At 64.7% G+C, this 20828-nt stretch carries 25 protein-coding genes; 10 read left to right on the top strand and 15 right to left on the bottom strand.

Annotation, left to right across the window (positions count from 1 at the left end; all coding sequences use genetic code 11):
- Nucleotides 1–27: 27 nt before the first annotated feature.
- Both NMQ09_RS09590 and NMQ09_RS09585 read right to left on the bottom strand, forming a co-directional pair.
- Nucleotides 28–495 carry a DUF7960 family protein gene (locus NMQ09_RS09590; RefSeq protein WP_255194363.1) on the bottom strand — a complete coding sequence of 156 codons (468 nt, stop codon included), beginning with the start codon at nucleotides 493–495 and terminating at the stop codon, nucleotides 28–30.
- 109 nt (nucleotides 496–604) lie between these two features.
- The gene (locus tag NMQ09_RS09585) at nucleotides 605–928 is read right to left on the bottom strand and encodes an uS10/mL48 family ribosomal protein (RefSeq protein ID WP_255194362.1); all 324 of its coding nucleotides are present in this window, start codon (nucleotides 926–928) and stop codon (nucleotides 605–607) included.
- Between the two features lie 105 nt (nucleotides 929–1033).
- On the opposite strand from NMQ09_RS09585, the gene NMQ09_RS09580 reads away from it, so the two are divergent.
- Nucleotides 1034–1471 carry a bis(5'-nucleosyl)-tetraphosphatase gene (locus NMQ09_RS09580; protein ID WP_255194361.1) on the top strand — a complete coding sequence of 146 codons (438 nt, stop codon included), beginning with the start codon at nucleotides 1034–1036 and terminating at the stop codon, nucleotides 1469–1471.
- Nucleotides 1472–1529: 58 nt separating this feature from the next.
- Here NMQ09_RS09580 and NMQ09_RS09575 read toward each other — a convergent pair whose 3' ends face one another.
- On the bottom strand, nucleotides 1530–1958 hold the full coding sequence (locus NMQ09_RS09575; RefSeq protein ID WP_255194360.1) for an RDD family protein: 429 nt from the start codon (nucleotides 1956–1958) through the stop codon (nucleotides 1530–1532).
- An 85-nt stretch (nucleotides 1959–2043) separates the two neighbouring features.
- The gene (gene gfcR / locus NMQ09_RS09570) at nucleotides 2044–2682 is read right to left on the bottom strand and encodes a transcriptional regulator GfcR (protein WP_255194359.1); all 639 of its coding nucleotides are present in this window, start codon (nucleotides 2680–2682) and stop codon (nucleotides 2044–2046) included.
- A 168-nt stretch (nucleotides 2683–2850) separates the two neighbouring features.
- Here gfcR and NMQ09_RS09565 point away from each other — a divergent pair, with 168 nt between their 5' ends.
- The 3 genes from NMQ09_RS09565 to NMQ09_RS09555 all read left to right on the top strand — a co-directional run bounded on the left by NMQ09_RS09565 (nucleotide 2851) and on the right by NMQ09_RS09555 (nucleotide 5704).
- Nucleotides 2851–4095, top strand: coding sequence for an HAD family hydrolase (locus NMQ09_RS09565; protein WP_255194358.1), 1245 nt, complete (start codon nucleotides 2851–2853; stop codon nucleotides 4093–4095).
- 84 nt (nucleotides 4096–4179) lie between these two features.
- Nucleotides 4180–5115: a dihydrodipicolinate synthase family protein gene (locus NMQ09_RS09560; RefSeq protein WP_255194357.1), complete on the top strand. Its 936-nt coding sequence runs from the start codon at nucleotides 4180–4182 to the stop codon at nucleotides 5113–5115.
- Between the two features lie 49 nt (nucleotides 5116–5164).
- A complete protein-coding gene (locus NMQ09_RS09555) occupies nucleotides 5165–5704 on the top strand; it encodes an HAD family hydrolase (protein ID WP_255194356.1) in 540 nt (179 codons plus the stop codon).
- Between the two features lie 72 nt (nucleotides 5705–5776).
- Here the strand turns inward: NMQ09_RS09555 and NMQ09_RS09550 are convergent, their stop codons facing one another.
- Together NMQ09_RS09550 and NMQ09_RS09545 are read right to left on the bottom strand one after the other, a co-directional pair.
- Entirely contained in the window at nucleotides 5777–6562 is a 786-nt protein-coding gene (locus NMQ09_RS09550; RefSeq protein ID WP_255194355.1) for an iron-sulfur cluster assembly protein, read from the bottom strand.
- A complete protein-coding gene (locus NMQ09_RS09545; RefSeq protein ID WP_255194354.1) occupies nucleotides 6562–7626 on the bottom strand; it encodes an amidohydrolase family protein in 1065 nt (354 codons plus the stop codon). Before NMQ09_RS09545 ends, NMQ09_RS09550 begins: the two co-directional genes overlap by 1 nt.
- Before the next feature lie 241 nt (nucleotides 7627–7867).
- Here NMQ09_RS09545 and NMQ09_RS09540 point away from each other — a divergent pair, with 241 nt between their 5' ends.
- Nucleotides 7868–8911: an NAD(P)-dependent alcohol dehydrogenase gene (locus tag NMQ09_RS09540; protein WP_255194353.1), complete on the top strand. Its 1044-nt coding sequence runs from the start codon at nucleotides 7868–7870 to the stop codon at nucleotides 8909–8911.
- 101 nt (nucleotides 8912–9012) lie between these two features.
- Here NMQ09_RS09540 and NMQ09_RS09535 read toward each other — a convergent pair whose 3' ends face one another.
- Nucleotides 9013–9258 carry a DUF5822 domain-containing protein gene (locus tag NMQ09_RS09535; RefSeq protein WP_255194352.1) on the bottom strand — a complete coding sequence of 82 codons (246 nt, stop codon included), beginning with the start codon at nucleotides 9256–9258 and terminating at the stop codon, nucleotides 9013–9015.
- A gap of 116 nt (nucleotides 9259–9374) precedes the next feature.
- On the opposite strand from NMQ09_RS09535, the gene panB reads away from it, so the two are divergent.
- Nucleotides 9375–10187 (top strand): 3-methyl-2-oxobutanoate hydroxymethyltransferase, encoded by an 813-nt coding sequence (panB, locus tag NMQ09_RS09530; protein ID WP_255194351.1) that lies wholly within the window; start codon nucleotides 9375–9377, stop codon nucleotides 10185–10187.
- Nucleotides 10188–10255: 68 nt separating this feature from the next.
- On the opposite strand, the gene NMQ09_RS09525 is transcribed toward panB, so the two are convergent.
- Nucleotides 10256–10477 (bottom strand): helix-turn-helix domain-containing protein, encoded by a 222-nt coding sequence (locus NMQ09_RS09525; RefSeq protein WP_255194350.1) that lies wholly within the window; start codon nucleotides 10475–10477, stop codon nucleotides 10256–10258.
- 244 nt (nucleotides 10478–10721) lie between these two features.
- Between NMQ09_RS09525 and NMQ09_RS09520 the strand changes: the two genes are divergently transcribed.
- Complete coding sequence (locus NMQ09_RS09520; RefSeq protein ID WP_255194349.1) at nucleotides 10722–10916, top strand: XapX domain-containing protein; 195 nt, start codon at nucleotides 10722–10724, stop codon at nucleotides 10914–10916.
- A gap of 10 nt (nucleotides 10917–10926) precedes the next feature.
- Here NMQ09_RS09520 and NMQ09_RS09515 read toward each other — a convergent pair whose 3' ends face one another.
- The 5 genes from NMQ09_RS09515 to NMQ09_RS09495 form a co-directional block, all read right to left on the bottom strand.
- Nucleotides 10927–12771, bottom strand: a complete 1845-nt coding sequence (locus NMQ09_RS09515) for an FAD-binding protein (protein WP_255194348.1) — start codon at nucleotides 12769–12771, stop codon at nucleotides 10927–10929.
- A 5-nt stretch (nucleotides 12772–12776) separates the two neighbouring features.
- Nucleotides 12777–13664 (bottom strand): succinate dehydrogenase/fumarate reductase iron-sulfur subunit, encoded by an 888-nt coding sequence (locus tag NMQ09_RS09510; RefSeq protein WP_255194347.1) that lies wholly within the window; start codon nucleotides 13662–13664, stop codon nucleotides 12777–12779.
- Nucleotide 13665: 1 nt separating this feature from the next.
- Nucleotides 13666–14031, bottom strand: a complete 366-nt coding sequence (locus NMQ09_RS09505) for a succinate dehydrogenase/fumarate reductase transmembrane subunit (RefSeq protein WP_255194346.1) — start codon at nucleotides 14029–14031, stop codon at nucleotides 13666–13668.
- A complete protein-coding gene (sdhC, locus tag NMQ09_RS09500; protein WP_255194345.1) occupies nucleotides 14031–14459 on the bottom strand; it encodes a succinate dehydrogenase, cytochrome b556 subunit in 429 nt (142 codons plus the stop codon). The genes NMQ09_RS09505 and sdhC overlap by 1 nt, the downstream gene beginning before the upstream one ends.
- Nucleotides 14460–14595: 136 nt before the next feature.
- A complete protein-coding gene (locus NMQ09_RS09495) occupies nucleotides 14596–15666 on the bottom strand; it encodes a succinylglutamate desuccinylase/aspartoacylase family protein (RefSeq protein ID WP_255194344.1) in 1071 nt (356 codons plus the stop codon).
- Between the two features lie 107 nt (nucleotides 15667–15773).
- Between NMQ09_RS09495 and NMQ09_RS09490 the strand changes: the two genes are divergently transcribed.
- From NMQ09_RS09490 to NMQ09_RS09480, 3 genes are all read left to right on the top strand, one after another.
- Nucleotides 15774–16529, top strand: coding sequence for a GNAT family N-acetyltransferase (locus NMQ09_RS09490; protein WP_255194343.1), 756 nt, complete (start codon nucleotides 15774–15776; stop codon nucleotides 16527–16529).
- Between the two features lie 152 nt (nucleotides 16530–16681).
- On the top strand, nucleotides 16682–17035 hold the full coding sequence (locus NMQ09_RS09485) for a HalOD1 output domain-containing protein (protein WP_255194342.1): 354 nt from the start codon (nucleotides 16682–16684) through the stop codon (nucleotides 17033–17035).
- A 121-nt stretch (nucleotides 17036–17156) separates the two neighbouring features.
- Nucleotides 17157–17471, top strand: coding sequence for an MTH1187 family thiamine-binding protein (locus tag NMQ09_RS09480; RefSeq protein ID WP_255194341.1), 315 nt, complete (start codon nucleotides 17157–17159; stop codon nucleotides 17469–17471).
- A gap of 4 nt (nucleotides 17472–17475) precedes the next feature.
- Here NMQ09_RS09480 and NMQ09_RS09475 read toward each other — a convergent pair whose 3' ends face one another.
- Together NMQ09_RS09475 and NMQ09_RS09470 are read right to left on the bottom strand one after the other, a co-directional pair.
- Nucleotides 17476–19662, bottom strand: a complete 2187-nt coding sequence (locus tag NMQ09_RS09475) for a TRAP transporter permease (protein ID WP_255194340.1) — start codon at nucleotides 19660–19662, stop codon at nucleotides 17476–17478.
- Nucleotides 19663–19752: 90 nt separating this feature from the next.
- Nucleotides 19753–20808, bottom strand: a complete 1056-nt coding sequence (locus tag NMQ09_RS09470; RefSeq protein ID WP_255194339.1) for a TAXI family TRAP transporter solute-binding subunit — start codon at nucleotides 20806–20808, stop codon at nucleotides 19753–19755.
- Nucleotides 20809–20828 lie beyond the last annotated feature (20 nt).

Genomic DNA, 20828 nt, shown 5'->3' with positions numbered 1-20828 from the left:
TGGCGAAAGGGGAACGCGACGCCGCGATCAGTCGGACGGTCGGTCGGCGTGCGACCGGGCGACCGGCGCGTCGGTATCCTCGAGCGCCCAGCGCACGATCCGGGCTTCGACGAGGTCGCGTTCCGATGGCGGGTAGTCGGTCTCGCCGGCCAGCACGGCCTCGCTCTCTGACCACAGCCGTTGCTCGAGTGGTCGATGATCCGGCTCGTCGACGGTCCGACTCGTGAACGCCTCGAAATCTTCTCGGAGGTCGAACGACGCCCGGGCGACGTTACACCGCGAGAGTGGACTCATCCCAACCTCGAGCACCAGCTCCGTGACGGTCTTCCAGTCGTTCGCACAGAAGTGAATAGATACCTCGCCGACGACGTCCTGCCAGGCGATCACCTCGCCGTGTTTCAGCAGCTGGATCGCCCGGGGTGGCAGGTCGAGGCGGACCTCGACGTCGGGCGCTCCACAGAGACAGCACGGCTTTACGGTCTTGCCGGTGTACATGGTCGGCGGTTGGGAGGCACCAGTGAAAAACGGGACGCCAGCCTGGGTAGGCCGCGTCGGTCGGGCTCGAGGCCGGTCCGTCGATGGCAGCCGGATCTCCGGAGTCGGGTCACTGCATGTGGATCTGTTCGATCTCGGCTTCGACGTGTACCGAGGACGGGAACGCCCGCGAGGCGACGTCGCGCGCGAAGTCGTCGTACCCGTGGATCTCGAGTTCGCGGGTGAACACCGTATACTCCCAGGCGGGGAAGGTTCGGTCGTCGTCGGCGTGGAGGCGGCGATGCTGCGGGACCCGGTGTCGGTCCGGCGGGTGGGAGTGTGGGCCTTTGAGCGCGGCGCCTTTCTTCTCGGCGGTCGCTTTGATGTCGTCGACGATTCCATCGAGGGCGGCTCGATCGCCGCTCTGGAGCGTGAGGCGGGTGACGAAGGTCATAGCTGTACACTCGTCCACGCTCGTCGCGTAAAAATCTGCTGCGATCCGTCCGCGACGGGCGGACGGTCCGATATTCTCTTAACGGCTCACACGTTACGTGTAGTAATGGCAGTCGAAGCTACGAGCGCAGGCGCGATCCTCTTCCGCGACACGCGGGGCCGGCGCGAGTATCTTCTACTCAAGAGCCGCCCGGGCGACTGGGAGTTTCCGAAGGGCGGTGTCGAAGGAGACGAAGAACTACAGCAGACGGCTATCCGCGAAATAAAGGAAGAGGCAGGAATAGACCAGTTCAGACTACTCGACGGCTTTCGCAAAGACTACAGCTACGTCTTCGAGGCGAACGGCACGACGATCCACAAGACCGTTCACCTCTTCATCGCGAAATCCTACGAGGCGAGCGCTGAACTCTCGAGTGAACACCGCGACCTGCAGTGGCGCGACTACGAACAGGCAGTGAACACCGTGACCCAGGACGGTCCCCGCGAGATTCTCGAGGACGCCCACGAGTACCTCGACGAACTCGAGGAAGACGGCGAGATCTGAGTCGGCCGATCGACGAACGTGACCGGTCGGATTTCTCACCGGTCGTGCAAAAATCCCGTTAGCGCTGGCTGACGACGACCGTGTCCGCGACCAGGTCACCGACGCGCTGTTTCCGGTCGGTGATCAGGATCAGCGCGAGCCCGATAATGTACGCGAACGGCAGGTTGTCGACGATCAGCAGCAGGTTCCGGATGATCGACGCACCCATCGTACACTGCGAGCCGTCGGACTTGACCACGACGAGCCCCATGACGTGCTTGCCGGGCGTGTAGCCGTAGATCCCCTCGAGTAAGAAGACGTATACGAGTGAGCCGACGCCAACGACTATCATGGCCAACAGCCCGATGATGTCTCCGAGGAAAAACGAGGGAAGGAGAATCGCAAACGAGAGGATGCCTAGAATGATCGAATCGACGATAAACGCGAGCAATCGCTTTCCGACGACGGTTCCTTCAGACCCCATCTGTGGGGCTGGATGTTTATCCATGCTGCCCGAGTTATCAACCCTATTTTATAAAACCTTTTGATGAGGTCCCAACAGGTGCCGGGGTACTCGGCGTCGGTCGGAAGCGTTACTCGTCCCGGCCGACGCTGATGACCCGGAGCAACGAGTAGACGGGGACGCCCTCGAGTTCGTCGACGCCCTGTTTGTCGGCGAGGACGATGCAGGCCAACGGCTCGCCACCCTCGGCGCGGATCGCCTCGATGGCCTCTCGCATGGTCGTGCCGCTGGTGATGGTGTCGTCGACGACGTAACACTCGCGGTCTCGGATGTCGGCGAAGTTCCGCGAGAAGGTGCCGTGGAGCTCCTCGATGTCGCCTTCCTCCCACTGGTGTTTCGAGGGGATGTACGTCGCGAGGTCGGCCTCGAGTTCGCGGGCGACGAGGGTGGCGATCGGGCCGCCGGCCTTCTCGATGCCCACCGTGAGGTCGACGTCCTCACCGTGCTTCGTCAGCATATCGGCCATCGCCTCGGCGATCGCCCCCATGCGCTTGCTGTCACGGCCGATCGCCGACCAATCGACGTGAATGTCCTGTGGCCCACCAGCGTCGGTCTGACGATCCCGCCTCGGCGTCGCCGCATCGCTCCGCTCGACGAGCCAGCTCGCCGTCTCCCGGGAGACGTTCAGCTCGTCGGCGATCTCACCCTTCGAGAGACCCTGGTCGGCGAGCTCGGCCGCGCTCTCGATCAGGTCGTCGACGTTTTTCATATGTGATCGAATTCGACCGCCGTTTTTATAGTCGTGTCGTCGTCCGGGCGCCCGCGAGAATCCGCCGTCCATCGACGTCGACGATGTGACCGCTCGAGAAGCGGTCCTCGACGAGCGGTGCTGCAGCCGACGGAAAACGGTTATCCGGCTCCCCAGCGGTGTTCGTACATGGAGCGATACGACCTCGTCTACCGACTCTACGACGAGTTCGACACCCGGACGTTACGGGAGTACCAGGAGTTCGTCGACGTCTTTCCGGCGGTCGACTCGCGAGTCGCCCTCGAGCACTGGCAGGCCGCGAGCGAGGAACTCGAGCGACGCAAAGACGAGATCAGAGACGAGTTCGCGGCGGGCGAGACCCTCGCCGAGGTGGCCGCCCGCGTCTCCCGCGAGGGTGCGTTCACCGCGCTCGACCTCGAGGCGAAGTACGGGCGACCGGTGAACGTCCTCGTGCTCGACGTCGACGAGACGCTTCGCTCGGCAGGGCGGACGGACAACGAGATCCCCCGCGACACGCTGCACGTCCTCACCGAGTTCCACGAGGCTGGTGTGCCGATCGTCATCTGCACCGGCCAGACCTTAGAGAACGTCAAAGGCTTCGCTATCCAGGGGCTGGGGAGCGAGATCGTCCACTCGGGCGAGCTCTCGATCGTCTACGAGGCGGGCACCGGCGTGTTCACGCCAGGCCACGGCGCGGACACGAAGCAGCTGCTCTACGAAGAGCTCGAGGCGGAGATCCGCGACGTCTTCGACGACGTCCGCGCTCGCGTGCTGCCCGACGCCCCGGCGGAGCTCAGGCGCGGCTGTCACCTGCAGGGCAACGAGTTCAACGTCACGATGAAGCCGAACTTCGAGACGGGATCCTCGCAGGCGCGCGAAATCATCGACCGAGCACTCGTCTACCTGCTCGACTTGCTCGCAACGGCCGCCTCCGACGCCGCAGAGACCGTCCTCGAGGAAGCCCCGGCGTGGACGCGAGCGTTCTACGCCGCAGGCGACACCGAGATCCGGGCCGTCCTCGAGCGAGAAGGCGAGTACCCCGACGTCTCCGTCGACGACGTTCCCACGGCACTCGCGTCGATCTTAGAACGGATCGACGTGGCCTACTACGAGGCCGACGCCGCCGAGATCAGCAGCCTCGAGCTGAACAAAGTTACCGGCGTCGAGCGCGCCCTCGACGTCCTCGGCGTCGACGACCCGTTCGCGCTCGTGATGGGCGACTCGAAGAGCGACCTGCGCGTAATGCGGTGGGTCGCCGAGCACGACTGTGGGCTCTCCGCGGCCCCCGACCACGCCTCGCGGGAGACGCTCGAGCACGTCCTCGAGACCGACGAACTGGTGTTCGACCGCGGAAAGAGCGTCGACGTCTTGCGAACCGTGTACGCGCTCAACCGGTTCGCACGGCTGGGCTGATCCCGACGGACGGCGATCCGGGTGAGGGGGCGACGATCGCGTTCAACGCGGACGTTTATTGCCGTCCCCGGTGGAAACCGGGGTATGTCACTGCACGAACCGGGAGCGGTCGATCCGCTCTCGCTCGCCGGCGTCGTGCCGCCGACGATCACGGCCTTCGACGACGAGGAGTCGCTCGACCTCGAGCGGACGGCCGCCCACGCCAGGTTCGTCGTCGACCGCGGCGTCCACGGCGTCTTCCCCCTCGGGACGAACGGCGAGTTCGCGCTCCTCACGGACGCCGAACGCGACCGCGTCGTCGAGGCCGTCGTCGACGAGGTCGGCGGCGAGGTGCCCGTCATCGCGGGCGTCGGCGCACCCAGCACGCGCCAGACGGTCGCCCACGCCGAGCACGCCGAATCAGTCGGTGCCGATGGGGTCGTCGTCGTCACGCCGTACTACTTTCCCCTCGATGGACGGGGCGCGGTCGAACACTACCAGCGAGTGGCCGAGGCCGTCTCCGTACCGATCTACGTCTATCACATCCCCGGCCGGACGGGCAATCGGCTGTCGCTCGAGACCCTCGAGGAACTCGCCGCGATCGACGGCGTCGCCGGGGTGAAAGACTCGAGCAAGGACGTCCCCTGGCTCGTCCAGGCGATGGACGCCTGTCCCGACCTCACCTACCTCGCCGGCTCGGACTCGCTGCTCTTTGCGGGCCTCGAAGTCGGCTGTGCGGGGATGGTCAGCGCCGTCGCCAACGTCTTCCCCGAACTCGTCGTCGAGCTGTACGAGGCCTACGACGAAGGCGACGAGGCGCAGGCTCACGATCTCCAGCGGCAGGTGTTCGCCGTCCGGCGCGCGTTCAAGTCCGGCGGCGGCTACATGGCGGGCGTCAAGAGCACCCTCCCCATGCGGGGGTTCGACGCCGGGCCGTTGCGGAGCCCGCTCCGGCTGCTGGACGACGAGGAGGCCGACGCGCTGTCCGAGCAACTGGCCGCGATCGAGGGCGTGGGGGAGCACCTCTCCCTCGAGAAATAAGCGAGAACCGACCGAAGTCTTGAATCCCCCGCCGTTCGTCTCACCGCTCGTGACGGAGTACGACGCAATCGTCTACGACCTCGACGGCACCCTCGTCCACCTCGCCGTCGACTGGGCGGCGGCCACCGACGACGTCCGCGACGTGTACGAGTCGGCGAACCTCGAGCCACCCGGCAAAACCCTCTGGGAGCTCCTCGAGGCCGCCGAGGGCACCGATTTCCACACGGACGTCGAGAGGGTCATCGCCGCCCACGAACGTGAGGGCGCCCGGACCTCGAGGCGGCTCGCCCACGCCGACGAGTTGCTCACCCGCGAGGTCCCCGTCGGCGTCTGTTCGCTCAACTGCGAGGCGGCGTGTCGGATCGCCCTCGAGGAACACGGCCTGCTCGAGGCCGTCGAGGTCGTCGTCGGCCGGGACACGGTGACGAACCGAAAACCCCACCCCGAGCCGCTGCTCGAGGCCGTTCACGGACTCGGGGTCGAACCCGAACGGACGCTGTTCGTCGGCGATTCGGCGCGCGATAAGGCGACGGCCGACCGGGCCGGCACGAAGTTCGAGTACGTCGGGGACGGCCCGTCGGGACACTGAGTTGGGTCGTGCCCTCGCTCCCGACTGTCTCACACGAACGGGCGCGAGCGAACGGGAATCCGTCGAACCCGGTCAGTCGTCGGTCGACTCCTCGAGTCGCTGCTGCCGGGCTTCGTGAAGGCCGGCACAGACGCCACCCTGGGTCGACATGTTGACCCGGGCCAGCCGACCGCGCCGGTGGACGAGGTCGAACTCGTCAGGAGCGATCGGCTCGCCTTCCGGCGTCCGGAACAGCACGTCGTCCGGGCCGGACACGACGCCGGTCTCGCAGGCCTTCTCGAGGTAGCGCTCGAGCGGGTCGGCCGGGACGAACACCCCGACGGCCCGCTCGTGCAGGTAGACGACGACTTCGTCTCCTCCCTCCTCGAGATCGCGCTTACGAAGCGCCACGATCTGGTCCGGCGCAAAGCCGGCCTCGAGCAGGGCCTCGACGGCGTCGTACTGTCGGGCGACGCGCGCTTTCTCGTCGAGTTCGGCGCGGACGCCCGCGACGTCGCCGTCGGCGTCGGGGAACGCCTCGCCGAAGCGCAGCCCGTCGTTCACGCCGCGGTTGATCTCCGCCTCGTGCATGTGCTCACCGAGGGTGATCGTCGCCGTCTCGACCGCCGGCAGCGCCTCGATCGCGTCGCGGGCGTCGACGGCCATCATCCAGGCGAACGCCGGCGAACACCACGCCGTCGGGAGGGTGATTCGGACGGCGACGTGTGACCCGTCGTCGCCGATCTCGACTGAATCGACGTACTCGAGGTCGACGATCGAACGGTCGAGTTCCGGGTCCGTCACGGGCTCGAGGGCCTCGAGCACGTCCGCTCGCCGCGGCTCCGCCGGCGTCGGTCGCCGGGGTCGTTCCCCCGCCATCAGTCGTCGGCCGCCGCGGGTTCGCCCGCGTAGTGGTCCTCGAGGCCGAACGCCTCGGTAATCTCGTCCTCGCGGAACTGTCGTTTCCTCTCCTCGAGGTCGATGTCGTACAGCTCGGCGGCGTTCTCGCCCATCACCTTCTGTTTCGTCTCTATGTCCCACTCGACGCCGTACTCCGCGCGGTGTTCTGGGGTGAGTTCGGCCTCCATGACGGTCTCGACGAGCCAGTCGGGGTTCCAGAGCGCGTAGTCCGAACCGAAGAGCAGACGGTCCTCGCCGAGCCACCACAGCAGTTCGGACATGATCTCCGAGAACTTGCCCGGGCGGTTCTGGGCGAACGGCGCGGCGACCGCGAGCCCGCCGTAGACGTTCGGCTCCTGGCCGGCGATCCAGCAGAAGTCGTCGAGTCGGGGCAGGCCGACGTGTTCGACGACGAAGTTCAGGTCGGGAAACGACGAGGCGGCGTCGTCGACGTCTTTCACGTCGAAGGCGTCACGGTTTAGCGGCCGGATCGTCGGCCCTTTGTGGGGGTGGATATTCTCGATTCCGAGTTCGACGCACTTCTCTAAGAACTCGAACGCCTCCTCGTCGTCGAGTCGCCACCCCTTCGACTCGCCGCGCCACTCGGCGGTGTACACTTTCACGCCCTTGAGGTCGTACGTCTCGTGGAGTTCCTCGAGGTACTCGAGGCCTGGCTCACCATCTCGCGGGTCGAAGCTGCCGTTGAGCACGAACCGTTCGGGGTACTCGAGTGCGAGTTCGGCGTTCTGCTCGGTGGTGTTGAACCCCTCGTCGTAGAAGTCGGTGAGGTACGTCGGCTGAAAGATCGCCATGTCGACGGCGGCGTTCTCGAACAGGTCGGTGACCATCCGCTCGGCGCCGTACTGGCGATACTCCTCGTCGAGGTCCCACTGGCGTTCTTCCGGCGTGAACGTCGTGTGGTAGTCATAGAAACACTGGATGAACTCCTCGCCACCCTGGTGTGTGATGTTCTCCTCGCTCGCGTCCCAGAGGTGGACGTGACCGTCGATGACGAACACGTCCTCGCCGTCCTGGTGGTACATTGTGGCATGTGGGACCACACCACCATGGATTACTCTTTCTCCACGTTTCAATCGGTGTGAGTCTCCCAGTTCCGACGACGTTCGGCCGGCTCTCGTCAATCGTCTATTACCGTGATCACCTCGCCGCGGAAATAGTGGCTTAATCCGAGGGCTTGCAGACGCAACGCCGACATGCGGAACCTGTCGATCAGGACCGGCGCGAGGCTTTTTATCGACGTGTGTTGACTCGTCACGTGCTACCATGCACGCCGCGAGACTCCACGAGTACACCGACGACATGAGCGACGCCCTCTCGATCGACGAGGTAGACCGGCCGTCGGCCGAGCGGTCGGACGACGTGATCGTCGAAGTGTCCGGTGCCGGCTGGTGCCAGACGGACAACCACATCATCGAGGGAATGTGGACCGAGTACGCCCCCCAGGAGCTGCCGATGACGCTCGGCCACGAAAACGCCGGGATCGTCACTGAGGTGGGCGAGGAAGTGACGCTCGTCTCCGAGGGCGACCCGGTCATCTGCCATCCCGTCCAGACCTGCGGCATCTGCCGCCCCTGCCGGCTCGGCGAGGACATGTACTGTGAGAACAGCGACTTCAACGGCCTCACGACCGACGGCGGCTTCGCCGAGTACCTGAAGACGAACGAGCGCGCCGTCATCCCGCTGCCCGACGGCGTCGACCCCACCGAGATCGCCCCCCACGCTGACGCCGGGATCACCGCGTACCACGCCGCCAAACGAGCCGTCCGCGAGCTGAACCCCGGCGACATGGCCGTCGTCATCGGGATCGGCGGCCTGGGCCACATCGGGCTCCAGTGCCTCCAAGCGATGAGCGCCGCCGACGTCGTTGCCGTCGACGTCAAGGACGAGGCGCTCGAGCTCGCCGACCAACTCGACGCCGACCACACGGTCAACTCGAGTGATGAGGATCTCCCCTCGGTCGTCGCAGACCTCACCGACGGCGAAGGGGCCCAGCAGGTGCTCGACTTCGTGGGCCGCGACGAGACGACCGCCTACGCCCCCGAGATCGTTGCCGCCGGCGGTGACCACCACGTGATCGGCTACGGCGGCCACATCCACGAACCCTGCCAGGCGCTGGTCAACGGCGAGTTCTCGTTCAAGGGGACGCTCGTGGGCCGCTACGCCGAGTTACAGGAACTCGTCGCCCTCGTCGACCGCGACCTCGTCGAGCTACACACCGACCGCTACGAGTTAGCCGAGATCAACACGGTGGCCGAGCGACTCGAGCACGGGGAGATCGAGGGTCGGGCGGTGGTCACGCCTCCCTGAGAAGAATCGTCGTGTTCGCCGAGACGAAACGGCGGGCTCCCCGAGACGAACCGCCGCGCCTCGGGGCTGGCCGGTATCGCTGGCTGTGGCCCGATGGCCCATCAGTCATGATCCTGGGCCTGGGCGTACTTCGCGTAGGCGAAGACGGCGATCGCCGTCAGGAACCAGACGGGGGCACCGACCTGGATCGCGAACGTGGCTCGTTCGGTCCACGTCGAGAGGTCGACGGTCATCGACGCGAGAGCGACCAGGGGCGCGCCGACGAGGATCGTCGTGACGAACGTCACCTGCATCACCCAGCCGTAGTCGACCCCCTCCGGATCGGTCGTCTCGACGCGTTCTGGCACGACCGCAGGTCGCGGGGCTGTGCTATTAAGCCCGCCGTTTCCGGCGTCGATCCGGGACGTGACCGGCTCTGAGCCGAGAACGGTGGGGTTTAACCTGATGAGGAGTACCTGTAGGTATGCCATCCGTACGGGACGTCCGCGCGAAGGCAGGGAACGAACCGATCACGATGCTGACCGCGTACGACGCGCCGACGGCCGAGATCGTCGACGAAGCCGGCATCGACGTCATCCTCGTCGGCGACAGCGTCGGCAACGTCGCCCTGGGATACGAGACGACGGTTCCCGTCGACGTCGACGACATTGCCAGACACACCGCGACCGTCACCCGTGCGACCGAGGAGGCGCTCGTGATCGCCGACATGCCGTTTCTCAGCTACGGCACCGACGAGCAGACGAGTCTCGAGAACGCCGGCCGGATGCTCAAAGAGGCGGGCGCCGAGGCCGTCAAACTCGAGAGCGGTCCCCATACCGTTTCCCTGACCGAAAAGATGGTCCAGCTCGGCATCCCGGTGATGGCTCACCTCGGGCTGACGCCCCAGCACGTCAACCAGTACGGCGGCTACCCTCGCCAGGGAACTGACCAGGCGGCCGCCGAGCGCATCCTCGAGCTCGCCCTGGCCCACGAGGACGCAGGGGCGTTCTCGCTCGTCTTAGAGCACGTCCCGGCGAACCTCGCCCGCGACGTGACCGCGGCGCTAGACATCCCGACGATCGGGATCGGTGCGGGCCCCCACTGCGACGGTCAAGTGCTCGTCTTCCACGACGCCGTCGGCCTGAGCGAGTGGACGCCCTCGTTCTCGAAGCAGTTCGGCGACGTCAGAGGCGAGATGCAAAAGGCCGTCGACGACTACGTCGCCGCTGTCGAGACCGGTGAGTTCCCCGCCGAGGAACACAGCCACGAGGAGTCGGACCTCGACAGTCTGTACTGAGCCGCCAGCCGCCTGCACTGCGTCGGCGGGTGGTCGTCGCGTCGTGGGTAGTCTTTCTCGAACACCGCTCAGGCGACCCTGTACCCGCCGTCCTCCCGGCGGACGTACCCTCGCTCACGGAGCGCCCCTGTGATCGAGAGCACCGTTCCCTTCTCGAGCGCGAGTGCGTCGCGGACGTCGTCGGCCGTGGCCGTGCCCGCGACCGCGAGATACAGGTAGACGAGTTTCGCTCGAGCCGACTGGAGATCATCTGGAACCGATACCGACGGTCGCGTCGTCCGTTTCGTCATCAGTGACGCCCGAGGGGATCGACGATAATAAAACATCGGTACGACAATCGTCGAAAGCAGCGGCGACAGCAGGTGCTTTTGTGGAGGAGGGTGGGGGACGGAGCTGTAACGGGCGCTGCTCACCGATCCAGGTCTGTGTCGGCCGCGACGATCGTCGTACGAACGGTCGCGACCGTCGTGAGGCGACGCCGTGCCACGAGGTTGGCGCATCGTTTTTGTACTTTCACCGGAGAGAGTCTATCCGATGTCGATGCAACTCACCGTCCTCGCGCTCCTGACCGGCCTCCTGGCCGGTGCGCTGTTCAGGTTTCTTCACGTTCCGATCCCGGCACCGCCGGAGCTGCCCGGTGTCATGGGAATCGTCGGAATATTTCTCGGCTACAAACTGATCGACCACTTCGACGTCGGCGTCGACGTACTCGAGGTGCTCGGAATCTGAACCGAGCGGTCTAGTAGCTCCGGATCTTCGGTTCGTACGTCTTGTCTTCGCCCTCGAGGATGACGGGCCGGTACCAGACCGACGGTTTGCCGCCGTTCCAGGAGATCATCGTGTGTTTGAGCCAGTTCTCGTCGTCGCGCTCCTGTTTCTCGTAGCGCCAGTGGGCGCCGCGGAACTCCTTGCGCACGAGCGCACCCAGCGCGATCGTCTCGGCGACGTCGATCAGGTTTCGCGTCTCGTAGGTCTGCTGGAGGTCGGTGTTGAACGTCCGCGAGGGGTCGTCGACGTAGACGTCCTGATACTCCTCGCGACACTCGCGGATGACTTTCAGTGCGCGCTTGATACCCTCCTCGGTCCGGAAGACGTTCACGTCGGCGGTCATCGCCTTCTGGAGCTTCGCGCGGATCTCGGCGTGCTGGACGCCGTCGTCTTTGTCCATCAGGTGGTCGACGCGCTCGCGCTCGGCCTCGACGGCGCGCTCGACGGCGGCGTCGGCGTCGGCGACTTGCCCGGAGCCGTCGGCGACGGCGTCGCCGGTGGCGGGCTCGATACCAGCCTCGCCAGGCTCGATCGGGAGGTCGATGTCGCCCTCTTCCTCGACGCCCTCGGCGTAGCCGGTCTCGATCTGCGCCTCGCCGAGGTCCTTTCCGGCGGCGTGGTAGCCCGCGCGCTTGCCGAAGACGATCAGCTCGGGTAAGGCGTTCCCGCCGAGCCGGTTGCCGCCGTGGACGGAGACGCAGGCACACTCGCCAGCGGCGTAGAGACCGCCGATGCAGGTCTCGCCGTTCTCGTCGGTCTCGATGCCACCCATCGCGTAGTGCTGGCCGGGCTTGACCGGCATCGGCTCGACGAGCCCGTCGACGCCCTCGAAGTCCTCCGCGAGGTGGAGGATGTTCTCGAGGCGGTCGAGAATCCGGTCGGCGCCGAGGTGGCGCATGTCGAGGTGGACGTACTCGTCTTTGACGCCGCGACCCTCGTTGACCTCCGTCAGCTCGGCGCGGGAGACGACGTCGCGGCTCGCGAGTTCGCCGGCGTTGTTCGCGTAGCCGTGCTCGAACATGAACCGTTCGCCCTCGTTGTTGTAGAGGATGCCACCCTCACCGCGGACCCCCTCGGAGATCAGCACGCCGGTCGATGGCAGCGACGTCGGGTGGAACTGAATGAACTCCATGTCCTCGAGCGGGACGCCCGCCCGATACGCCATCGCCGGACCGTCGCCGGTACAGGAGACGGCGTTGGTGGTGTGGTCGAAGGCCTGTCCGGGACCGCCGGTCGCGAGGATGACGCCCTTGTTGGCCTTGAAGCCCTGAATCTTGCCGGTCTGGACGTCGTAGGCGACGACGCCGTGGCAGGTGCGGTCGTTCGGGTCGGGCTCGTCGGTGACGGCGAGGTTCATCACGAACCACTCGTCGTAGACCTGGACGCCGCGCTTGACGACCTGTTCGTACAGCGTGTGCAGCAGGTGGTGGCCCGTCTCGGCGCCCGCGTAGGTGGTGCGGGGGAACGAGAGCCCACCGAAGGGGCGCTGAGAGACCGTTCCGTCCTCCTCACGCGAGAAGGGCATCCCCCAGTGCTCTAAGGTGATCGTGTCCTTCGGCGCGTCCTTCGCGAGGGTCTCGATCGCCGGAGCGTCGCCGAGGTAGTCCGACCCCTTCATGGTGTCGTAGGCGTGCAGCTCCCAGTCGTCGCCCTCGCGCAGCGCGGCGTTGATGCCGCCCTCTGCCGCCCCGGTGTGGCTGCGCACCGGGTGGAGTTTCGTGACGATCGCTACGTCCGCTCCCGCTTCGTGTGCCGCGATCGCGGCGCGGAGGCCGGCTCCGCCGCCGCCGACCACGATGACGTCGTGTTCGTACATGATTGTTACCAGAATTTCAGGTTCTTCTTCACCGCTTCACGCTTGAGCTCCTGGATGTGCTCGGTGAGCGGGATGTCCTTCGGACACACCTCGGTACAGGAGAACTGGGTCTGACACCGCCAGACGCCGTGTTCCTGCTCTAAGATGCGGAGTCGGTGTTCTTTGAGCTCGGCTTCCTCGCGGTCGTCCATCGCGAACTTGTAGGCCTTGTTGATCGCCGCCGGACCCAGATACTGGTTGTCGCCCGCGGCGATGTTACACGAGGACATACAGGCCGCACACCAGATACACCGCGAGGACATCTTGATCTTCTCGCGGTTCTCCCGGCTCTGGCGCTGTTCCTCGAGTTCGCCCCCGGGCAGGTCTTCACTCTGGAAGTACGGCTCGACGGCGTGCATCTGCTCGTAGAAGTGCTCCATGTCGACCACGAGGTCTTTGACGACCTCCTGGTGGGGGAGCGGCTCGACGCGGACCGGCCAGCTAAGATCGCTGAGCTGGGTCTTACACGCCAGTCGCTGCTTGCCGTTGATGAAGAAGGCGTCCGAGCCACAGACGGCCTGTCGACAGGAGTGACGGAACGTGAGCGACGAGTCGTAGGTGTCCCGGGCGTACATGACCGCGTCGAGCACCGTCATCCCCTTCTCGTAGGGGACGTGGAACTCGTCGAAGCGCGGCTCCTGTTTGTCCGCGACCTCGGGATCGTAGCGGAACACCTTGATGAGGACGGTCTCGCCCTCGAGTTCGCTCGCGTCGGCGGCTTTCTCGCGCGCCGCCGCGTCTTCTTCCTTGCGCTTGAGCCGCTTCTGCTGGGGGGACTCCTCCCCCTTCATCTCCGGATCAGCCGGTGCTTCCTGCGTGTCGGGTTGTTCGGGTTCTTGCTGTTGGGTACTCATCTTAGATCCAGCCTCCCATGGCGAGTGCGACCCAGATTCCCTGGACGACCAGTGCAATTCCAGCGAGGGTAAGCACCACAAGCACTACTGTCTTCTGGGTGCCTTTCAGTCCCTGATTGATCAGCGCGTTGTAGACGCCGTTGACGCCGTGGAACGCCGCGGCGATCAGGAACAGCACCATCGTCAGGAAGTATCCGACGTCGGACATTCTCGCCTGCGTCTGCAGGAACGTGACGTCGGCTGCATGGTTGACGAAGTGGAGCAGGAAGAAGTGAAACGCGAGCGTGACGACCAGGAACGCCGCCGTGATCCGCTGGAGCAGCCACGCCGTTCCACCCGGAGCGAACGAGGAGTAGCGTTCGGCCATTAGAGACCCACCCCGTGGAGGAACGTCGGGACGCTGGCGATCGTGATGATCCCGGTGAGGATCAGCGACGCGTAGAAGCTCTTATCCTGGGAGTCGAGTCCGATCCCGAGATCGACCATCAGCAGTCGGATGCCGTTTAAGATGTGAAACACCGCGACTGCGAGCAGCCCGACCTCGAGGATGCGGATCAGGAGGAGCTCCTCGAGTCCCTGGAGCGTGGTCGTGTAGACGTCCGTTTCCTGCTGGATCAACGCCGGATCACCGCTCGCCGCGCCGATGGCGGTGCTCAGTACGGCGATGTGAGTGAACAGGTAGCCGATCAACATCCACCCGGTGAACTTGTGGAAGATCCATGCCCACATCCCAGCCGAGAACTCCTTCCAGCGGCCGAAGTCCTCGATGAGACCGCGATTGTAAGACTGGCTCATACTCTCATCCCGACGGTTGAGACCGTGAGCGTATAGAAGTTACTTTCCTCTCGTGAGCGGGAATGACCGTGCGAGAGGCGGTTTCAGGCAAACGTTGACGGGACCGAACGAGAGCGTCCGAGACGCGTCCCCGGCGTCACTCGAGGACGTCCGCGATCGGATCGCCACTGGCGAGTTCGCGCTCGAGGGCGAGGAGGGTGTCCTCGGAGAGGCCGACGAGGTGACACAGCGGATTGCCGGGATAGACGACGGGATTCTCGAGGACGCCGACGATCAGCCCCGTAAAGGGCGCTTCGACGGTGACGATGTCCTCTTCTTCTTTGAACGGGTTGGTGATGTCACAGATCGCCTCGCCCTCGCGGACGAGTTCGCCGCGGCCGAGTTTCATGTCGACGATGCCGCCGGCGTCGGCGCGCAGCCAGGTCTTCTCGTCGGCGTCGTCGATGACGGTTCGCCAGCCGGGCCAGTGGACCGACGACTCGCGGTGGAGGCCGAACTCCGCGAGGACGCTCGCGACGCCGGTCAGTGCGCGGTCGATCAACCCGCGTTGAAATCGGTGAGCTTCGCCCATCTCGACGGTGATCGTCGGGACGCCAGCTTCGGTCGCCTCGCGCCGGAGGGTTCCAGAGGGGCCTTCGCCCGCGATGATGACGTTCGAGCTGAACGCGTTGGCGACGCGGGCGACCTCGGGACGGTCCATGTCGGCTCTGACGTGGAGCATGTTCGTGCGTCCGCGCGTAGAGGTGTGAAAGTCGACCCCGAGGTCACAGGGTTCGATGAAGTTCGTGAAGATGCGGTGGGCCATCCGGCGCGCGCTGGTCGATCCCTCACGGCCCGGAAACGATCGGTTGAGGTCGCGGTCGTAGATCGGCAAGTAGCGCTCCTGTGCCTGAAACCCCGGCACGTTCATCACCGGGAGACAGACGAGCGTGCCGTGTAAGACCGAGTGATCCCAGTCGTGGGCGACCTCGCGAACGACTTCGATCCCGTTGAGTTCGTCGCCGTGGGCCGCCGCCGAGAGGAACACCGTCGGGCCGGGGTGTTCGCCGTTGATTACGGTGACCGGAATTCGGATGGGGTCTCCGAGGTAGGTCTCGCTGATTCCGTATCGGATGTTCGCCGACTCGCCGGGATCGACTCGTCCGCCGTTATAGGTGAAGACGTCGGACTCGTCGTCGGGTGGGTCGCGCGAACTGTCGTCGCTCATACACCGTTCTCCGGGGGGAACGACATAAACGTGTAGAATCGGTCCCGCGTCCCCAGCACGGGAAACCCGGCGTATACATTTTGTAAGGGGACGTCGTATTCGCACGCATGGAGATCCGCGAAGCCACCGCAGACGACGCCGACGTCGTCAGGTCCATCGCCCACCGCTCGCTCCGGTCCTCATACACCGACTTTCTCGGCGAGGAGACGGTCGAGACGGCCGTCGACCGCTGGTACGACGACGACGCGATCGCCAGCATGATCGAGAGCGAACACGCCCTCCTCTTGCTCGTCGAGACGGACGACGGCGTCGCCGCTTTCTCCCAGAGCGAGTTCATCGGCGACGGCCACAACGTCGGCCAGATCCTCTGGCTGCACGTCGATCCGGACCACCGTGGTGGCGGGACGGGTGTTCGCCTGCTGACGCGCACGCGAGAAAAACTATTCGAGACGGGGGCCGACGAGATCCGCGGCGTCGTCCTCGCGGAGAACGAACTCGGCAACGAGTTCTACGAGAACCAGGGCTTCGAACGGATCGGCACCCGTGAGATCGAGGTCGGCGACGAGACCCACACCGAGAACGTCTACGTCGAAAGCTCGCTCGAGCCCGACGAGGAGTGGCGCGCGCTCGAGTCAGTGACGGTCGAGGACGAGACGATCTTCGTCAGTTACGGCGAGGCCGCCAGGGGGTCGAAAGCGCCGTTTTACACGGCCTACCGGGACGAGGACGGCACACAGCGATACGGCTGGTTCTGTGGCAACTGCGACTCGTTGGACAACGCGATGGACGCGATGGGACGAATCGAGTGTAACGCCTGTGGGAATCGGCGGAAGGCGACCCGCTGGGACGCCTCTTACCTCTGACCGGCGGGATCGCTCAGCCGACCAGTCACTGTGACCGTTCATACAGTAATGTGGCCACGAATATGAGGTATGCCAGCGGTCGTAACAGCCGGTTAACTTTTGTACGACGGTGTGCAACGGTCAGATTGAAGATCGAATCCTAGTGTATCGCAATGCAAGCCGAAATACCTCCCAGTGACGAATCGCACGGTCCCCAGTACGATCGGACGAACGACCGCTACGCCTTCCAGTACGACGCCGACGGAAGTGCGACCATAACGACGACGATCGTCCACGCACTCGCTACCGTCGCGGACATCGACGTCTCCCAGGGCGAGTTTTCGCTCTACGACAGCGTCGATCCCGACGCCCTCGAGCGCATCTTCAGCCCCAAGACCGACGGGACCCGACGAACGGGTGGCCACGTGGCGTTCACCGCCCTCGATCACGAGATCTACGTGCACGCGAACGGTGACGTGTTCATCTACCCGCCGGCGGAGGCGCCACGACCGACGTCGAGTCACTGAGACGGAGCGTTGTACCGTGTTAGGCGATCGCTCGAGCGGTGCAGCGGTCACCGGGACCGAATCACAGCGGACCGTATGAGATGCCAGCAGCTATTTTTCGCTCGGCCGCGTCGGCTCGCGTATGACGGTCATCGGATTTCTGAGCGTCGCGCCGGTCGTCGAAAACAGCATGGCAAGTGAAGTCGCGAAGGCGGTCGACGCACTCGAGGACTTCGACGTCGCCTACGAGACGACGCCGATGGGGACGACGATCGAAGCCGAGGACATCGGCGAACTGTTCGCGGCGGCGCAGGCGGCCCACGAGGCCGTCGACGGCGATCGGGTGAGCACGCTGCTGAAGATCGACGACAAGCGAACGACGACCGCCGGTGCAGAAGAAAAGGTCGCATCGGTCGAACGAGAACTCGGTCGGGAACCGAGCGGAGACGCGACGTAAGCGGCTACTTACGACGACCGTTGATGCCGGCCGTGAGTCCACGGAGTCGCTCGAGCGGCGTCGACTCGCCGACGGCCGCCTGGGTGAGGTAGAGGAACGTGGCGATTCCGAGCGCGCCGACCTGGACCACGAACGCCTCGTGGACCATGATCACGATGCCGAGGACGAGGAAGACGCCTCGAAGGGCGTACCGTGGTGCCCGGTCGAGGTCGAACCGGTAGTTCAGGCCGTGGACGATGGTGAGGGCACCGAACAGGATGACCACGCTCGTCAGGATCAGGCCCGTCGAGAGTTCGCCCTGGTGGTTGACGATCTCGGGGTGGTAGATGAACGAGAACGGGAGTAGAAAGAGGGGAAACGAGATTTTCACCGCTTCGAAACACGTCCGCCAGAAGTTCGAGCCGGCGATACCGGTCGCGACGGCGACGCACGTGGCGATCGGTGGCGTCAACCCGGCGAGGATCGCAGCGTAGAACACGAAGAAGTGCCCGGCGAAGTCGGGCAGGAAGAACTGGTTGACGAGCGTCGGTGCGATCAACAGCGCGACGATCGTGTACGCAGCCGTCGTGGGCATCCCGAGGCCGAGCAGGATACAGATGATCATCGCCATGATGGCAGCGAACAGCAACACCCCGCCGGAGAGGTCCATTAGCGTGAGCGAAATCGCCGTCGGCACGCCGGTCGCCATGAGGATGTCGACGACGCCGTTGATCGCAGCGAGGATGATCGCGACCGGTGCGAGGACGATGATCCCCTCGCGGAACCCGTTCACCGTCTGTTTGAGCGTGTCGATGAGCGTCCAGAAGGTGAGCCGGAGACTCCAGGTGTCGTGCGCTTTCTTGGCCGTCGGAATTATCATGCCGAGGACAGCCATCGCGACAACGGTCCAGAACGCCGACGTCATGACCGTGTACTGGACGATCCCGAGCAGGTAGACCAGGATGAGGAGGGGAATTCCAAACTTGATGCCCTCGAGTGCGATCTCTAACTGGGTGAGCTGCTGATCGAAAATTTCGTCCATCTCGGGCTCTTCGATCTGGGGGGCCGCCGCGTAGTGAACGGCGACGACGATCACGATCATGAGGATCGTCGCGGGGATCAATCCCGCGACGATGACGTCGATGTAGGAGACGCCCATGATGAGCGTCGCCATCACGAACGCGCCGGCGCCCATCACCGGTGGCAGGACCTGACCGGAGGTCGACGCGACCGATTCGATGCCGCCAGCGGTCGCCGGTTTGACGCCGCTCCGTTTCATCATCGGGATCGTAAACGAGCCGGTCATGCCCGCGTTCGCAGTCTGGCTGCCGTTGACCGATCCGATGACGGCGCTCGCGATCACCGCCGTCTGGGCGACCCCGGAGTCGATGTACTTCGCCGATCGAACGGCCGCCCGGAGAATTAGGTCGAACGCGCCGAACGCCTTCAACATTCCTGCATAGAGCAAGAAGAGGGCGATCCACGCCGCGGTGAGCTGCGTGAGGAATCCGAAGAACCCGTCGACGCTGACGACGAGGATGCGGAGCATCCGCGTGTGTGAGATGCCAGAGTGGCCGAGCGTTCCCGGAATGAGGGTGCCGAACAGCCCGTAGGCCATGCCGGCGAGTAACACCGCGAGAAACGTGATCCCGAACGCACGCCACGTGATGTAGATCATCGTGAGCGTAAACAGCGCCGCCATGAACAGTTCCTGCCGGCTGGCGCCGCCGCGGCCGGCAAGGTCGAGGGCGTTGATGTAGACGTAGACGACGGTCGGGATAGCCAGCAGGACCACCACGATCAACAGGAGCGTGTCGCCGACGTTCTCGCGTGAGAAGAGGGCTTTGACGTCCGTCAAAATGAACCGTTCACCACCGCCGACGCGTTTGATCATCTCGTGGAGCGCGTACAGCACGATGATACCGCCCAGGAACCCGGCGCCGAACTGCCCACGGTAGGGAGACGTTCCGGTGAGCTGTGCCTGGAGGTACGCCATCCACATCACGTACAGCCAGAAGGGGATCGACAGGAACGTCAGGAGCGCCCAGAGCGTCGTCTTCTCTGTGAGGGACTCTCTCGAGAGCCGTTCGCGGAGGACCTCGCGGATCGGTCGGTCGGCCAGGTTCTCATCGACATCCCAGGCGACGCCCGTGTCTCGGTCTGTGAGGTCAGCCGATTCGTCGGCATCGTCTTCCGGTGGTTCTGCATCCATGTTATTTACTCTCGTTATGCGTACATATCCGTGCCACAGCCTCTCGTTGATCAACGAGGAAGAATTTGCGCCTCACGGTATCAGCGTCTGTTACTCGGCGTCCGCTTCACCCTCGACCCAGCTGTCGTCCCAGACGTCGTGGTCCTGGTAGAACTCGACCATTCCCGGGTGGATCTCGACGTCATCCATGAGCACGTCGGTCATCACCGACGGGTCGGAGTAGTCGAGCGTCGTCGGGTCGGACTCGCGCATCGTGTCGTGGTGTTCGTGTGCGACTCGCGCCATCTCGTAAACGGCGTCGGGGTGGACGTCGGGACCGAACGCCCACTGTCCCTGCAGCGCCCAAAAGTCGACCTCGTCGAGGCCGAGTTCGCTCGTGACGTCTTGCTGGTAGCCGTACGGCTCCTGTACGACGTGGGTCGCACCGTCGATCGCATTGATCGACTCGACGAACTGATCGTCGGCTTCGATGGCGTACAGCTGCCCGCCGCTCCTGGCGTCGACTTCCTGACACCAGCCGGAGAGGTCGACGCCGTTCGAACCGTACAGCGCGAGGGCGTCGACGCGACCTTCCTCGACGGCACCCGGAATGTCGTCGGTGTCGTCGTTGTTGATGTCGTTCGCGTCCCAGATACCGTCTTCTTTGAGGACCGTCTCCGTCAGTAGCCGCGTACCGAAGCCAGGTTCGATCGGGTAGATGGTGTACCCACCGTCGCGGAGGTCGGTCGTCGACTCGATGCCGGAGCCGTCCATCGCCACCCAGTGCATTTCGAGACTGGTGAAGAGGAACCCCTGCATCGGTAAGTTGTCGACGGGGTCATCGTCGAACGGTGAATTCCCGTTGATCGCCGCGGCCCACGAATTGTTGTCCACACCGATAGTACTGAACTCACCCGAGTCGAACTCGTACATGTTCGCCGTCCAGCCTTCGGTCTCCTGAACGTCTACCGTGAGTTCGTCGCTGTGTTCTTGTGCGGCCCTGGCCAGTGCCTGGGCGGCTGCCTGCGTCGAACTACCACTTGCCGTCCCGGCGATCGTAACAGTGTGGCCATCGTCGTCACCGAGACAGCCGGCGATACCCACAACCCCTGCTGCCCCTGCCGCTTTCAATACGCTACGGCGGGTCTGCTTGTCAAATCCTGCCATATGATCCACCGTTGTATTTT

This window comes from Natronobeatus ordinarius (genome assembly GCF_024362485.1).
Lineage (GTDB): Archaea > Halobacteriota > Halobacteria > Halobacteriales > Natrialbaceae > Natronobeatus > Natronobeatus ordinarius.
The sequence above is the reverse complement of the archived record's forward strand: the minus strand, read 5'-3'. Positions and strand labels throughout refer to the sequence as shown.

Excerpts from the sequence above, each read along its gene's own strand:
- NMQ09_RS09470 (WP_255194339.1), bottom strand. The coding sequence starts at position 20,808 with ATGGCAGGATTTGACAAGCAGACCCGCCGTAGCGTATTGAAAGCGGCA.
- NMQ09_RS09475 (WP_255194340.1), bottom strand. The coding sequence starts at position 19,662 with ATGGATGCAGAACCACCGGAAGACGATGCCGACGAATCGGCTGACCTC.
- NMQ09_RS09480 (WP_255194341.1), top strand. The coding sequence starts at position 17,157 with ATGACGGTCATCGGATTTCTGAGCGTCGCGCCGGTCGTCGAAAACAGC.
- gfcR (WP_255194359.1), bottom strand. The coding sequence starts at position 2,682 with ATGAAAAACGTCGACGACCTGATCGAGAGCGCGGCCGAGCTCGCCGAC.
- NMQ09_RS09585 (WP_255194362.1), bottom strand. The coding sequence starts at position 928 with ATGACCTTCGTCACCCGCCTCACGCTCCAGAGCGGCGATCGAGCCGCC.
- NMQ09_RS09580 (WP_255194361.1), top strand. The coding sequence starts at position 1,034 with ATGGCAGTCGAAGCTACGAGCGCAGGCGCGATCCTCTTCCGCGACACG.
- NMQ09_RS09490 (WP_255194343.1), top strand. The coding sequence starts at position 15,774 with ATGGAGATCCGCGAAGCCACCGCAGACGACGCCGACGTCGTCAGGTCC.
- NMQ09_RS09590 (WP_255194363.1), bottom strand. The coding sequence starts at position 495 with ATGTACACCGGCAAGACCGTAAAGCCGTGCTGTCTCTGTGGAGCGCCC.
- NMQ09_RS09485 (WP_255194342.1), top strand. The coding sequence starts at position 16,682 with ATGCAAGCCGAAATACCTCCCAGTGACGAATCGCACGGTCCCCAGTAC.
- NMQ09_RS09545 (WP_255194354.1), bottom strand. The coding sequence starts at position 7,626 with ATGTACCACCAGGACGGCGAGGACGTGTTCGTCATCGACGGTCACGTC.
- NMQ09_RS09515 (WP_255194348.1), bottom strand. The coding sequence starts at position 12,771 with ATGTACGAACACGACGTCATCGTGGTCGGCGGCGGCGGAGCCGGCCTC.
- NMQ09_RS09560 (WP_255194357.1), top strand. The coding sequence starts at position 4,180 with ATGTCACTGCACGAACCGGGAGCGGTCGATCCGCTCTCGCTCGCCGGC.
- NMQ09_RS09510 (WP_255194347.1), bottom strand. The coding sequence starts at position 13,664 with ATGAGTACCCAACAGCAAGAACCCGAACAACCCGACACGCAGGAAGCA.
- panB (WP_255194351.1), top strand. The coding sequence starts at position 9,375 with ATGCCATCCGTACGGGACGTCCGCGCGAAGGCAGGGAACGAACCGATC.
- sdhC (WP_255194345.1), bottom strand. The coding sequence starts at position 14,459 with ATGAGCCAGTCTTACAATCGCGGTCTCATCGAGGACTTCGGCCGCTGG.
- NMQ09_RS09525 (WP_255194350.1), bottom strand. The coding sequence starts at position 10,477 with ATGACGAAACGGACGACGCGACCGTCGGTATCGGTTCCAGATGATCTC.
- NMQ09_RS09550 (WP_255194355.1), bottom strand. The coding sequence starts at position 6,562 with ATGGCGGGGGAACGACCCCGGCGACCGACGCCGGCGGAGCCGCGGCGA.
- NMQ09_RS09540 (WP_255194353.1), top strand. The coding sequence starts at position 7,868 with ATGCACGCCGCGAGACTCCACGAGTACACCGACGACATGAGCGACGCC.
- NMQ09_RS09565 (WP_255194358.1), top strand. The coding sequence starts at position 2,851 with ATGGAGCGATACGACCTCGTCTACCGACTCTACGACGAGTTCGACACC.
- NMQ09_RS09495 (WP_255194344.1), bottom strand. The coding sequence starts at position 15,666 with ATGAGCGACGACAGTTCGCGCGACCCACCCGACGACGAGTCCGACGTC.
- NMQ09_RS09575 (WP_255194360.1), bottom strand. The coding sequence starts at position 1,958 with ATGGATAAACATCCAGCCCCACAGATGGGGTCTGAAGGAACCGTCGTC.
- NMQ09_RS09505 (WP_255194346.1), bottom strand. The coding sequence starts at position 14,031 with ATGGCCGAACGCTACTCCTCGTTCGCTCCGGGTGGAACGGCGTGGCTG.
- NMQ09_RS09520 (WP_255194349.1), top strand. The coding sequence starts at position 10,722 with ATGTCGATGCAACTCACCGTCCTCGCGCTCCTGACCGGCCTCCTGGCC.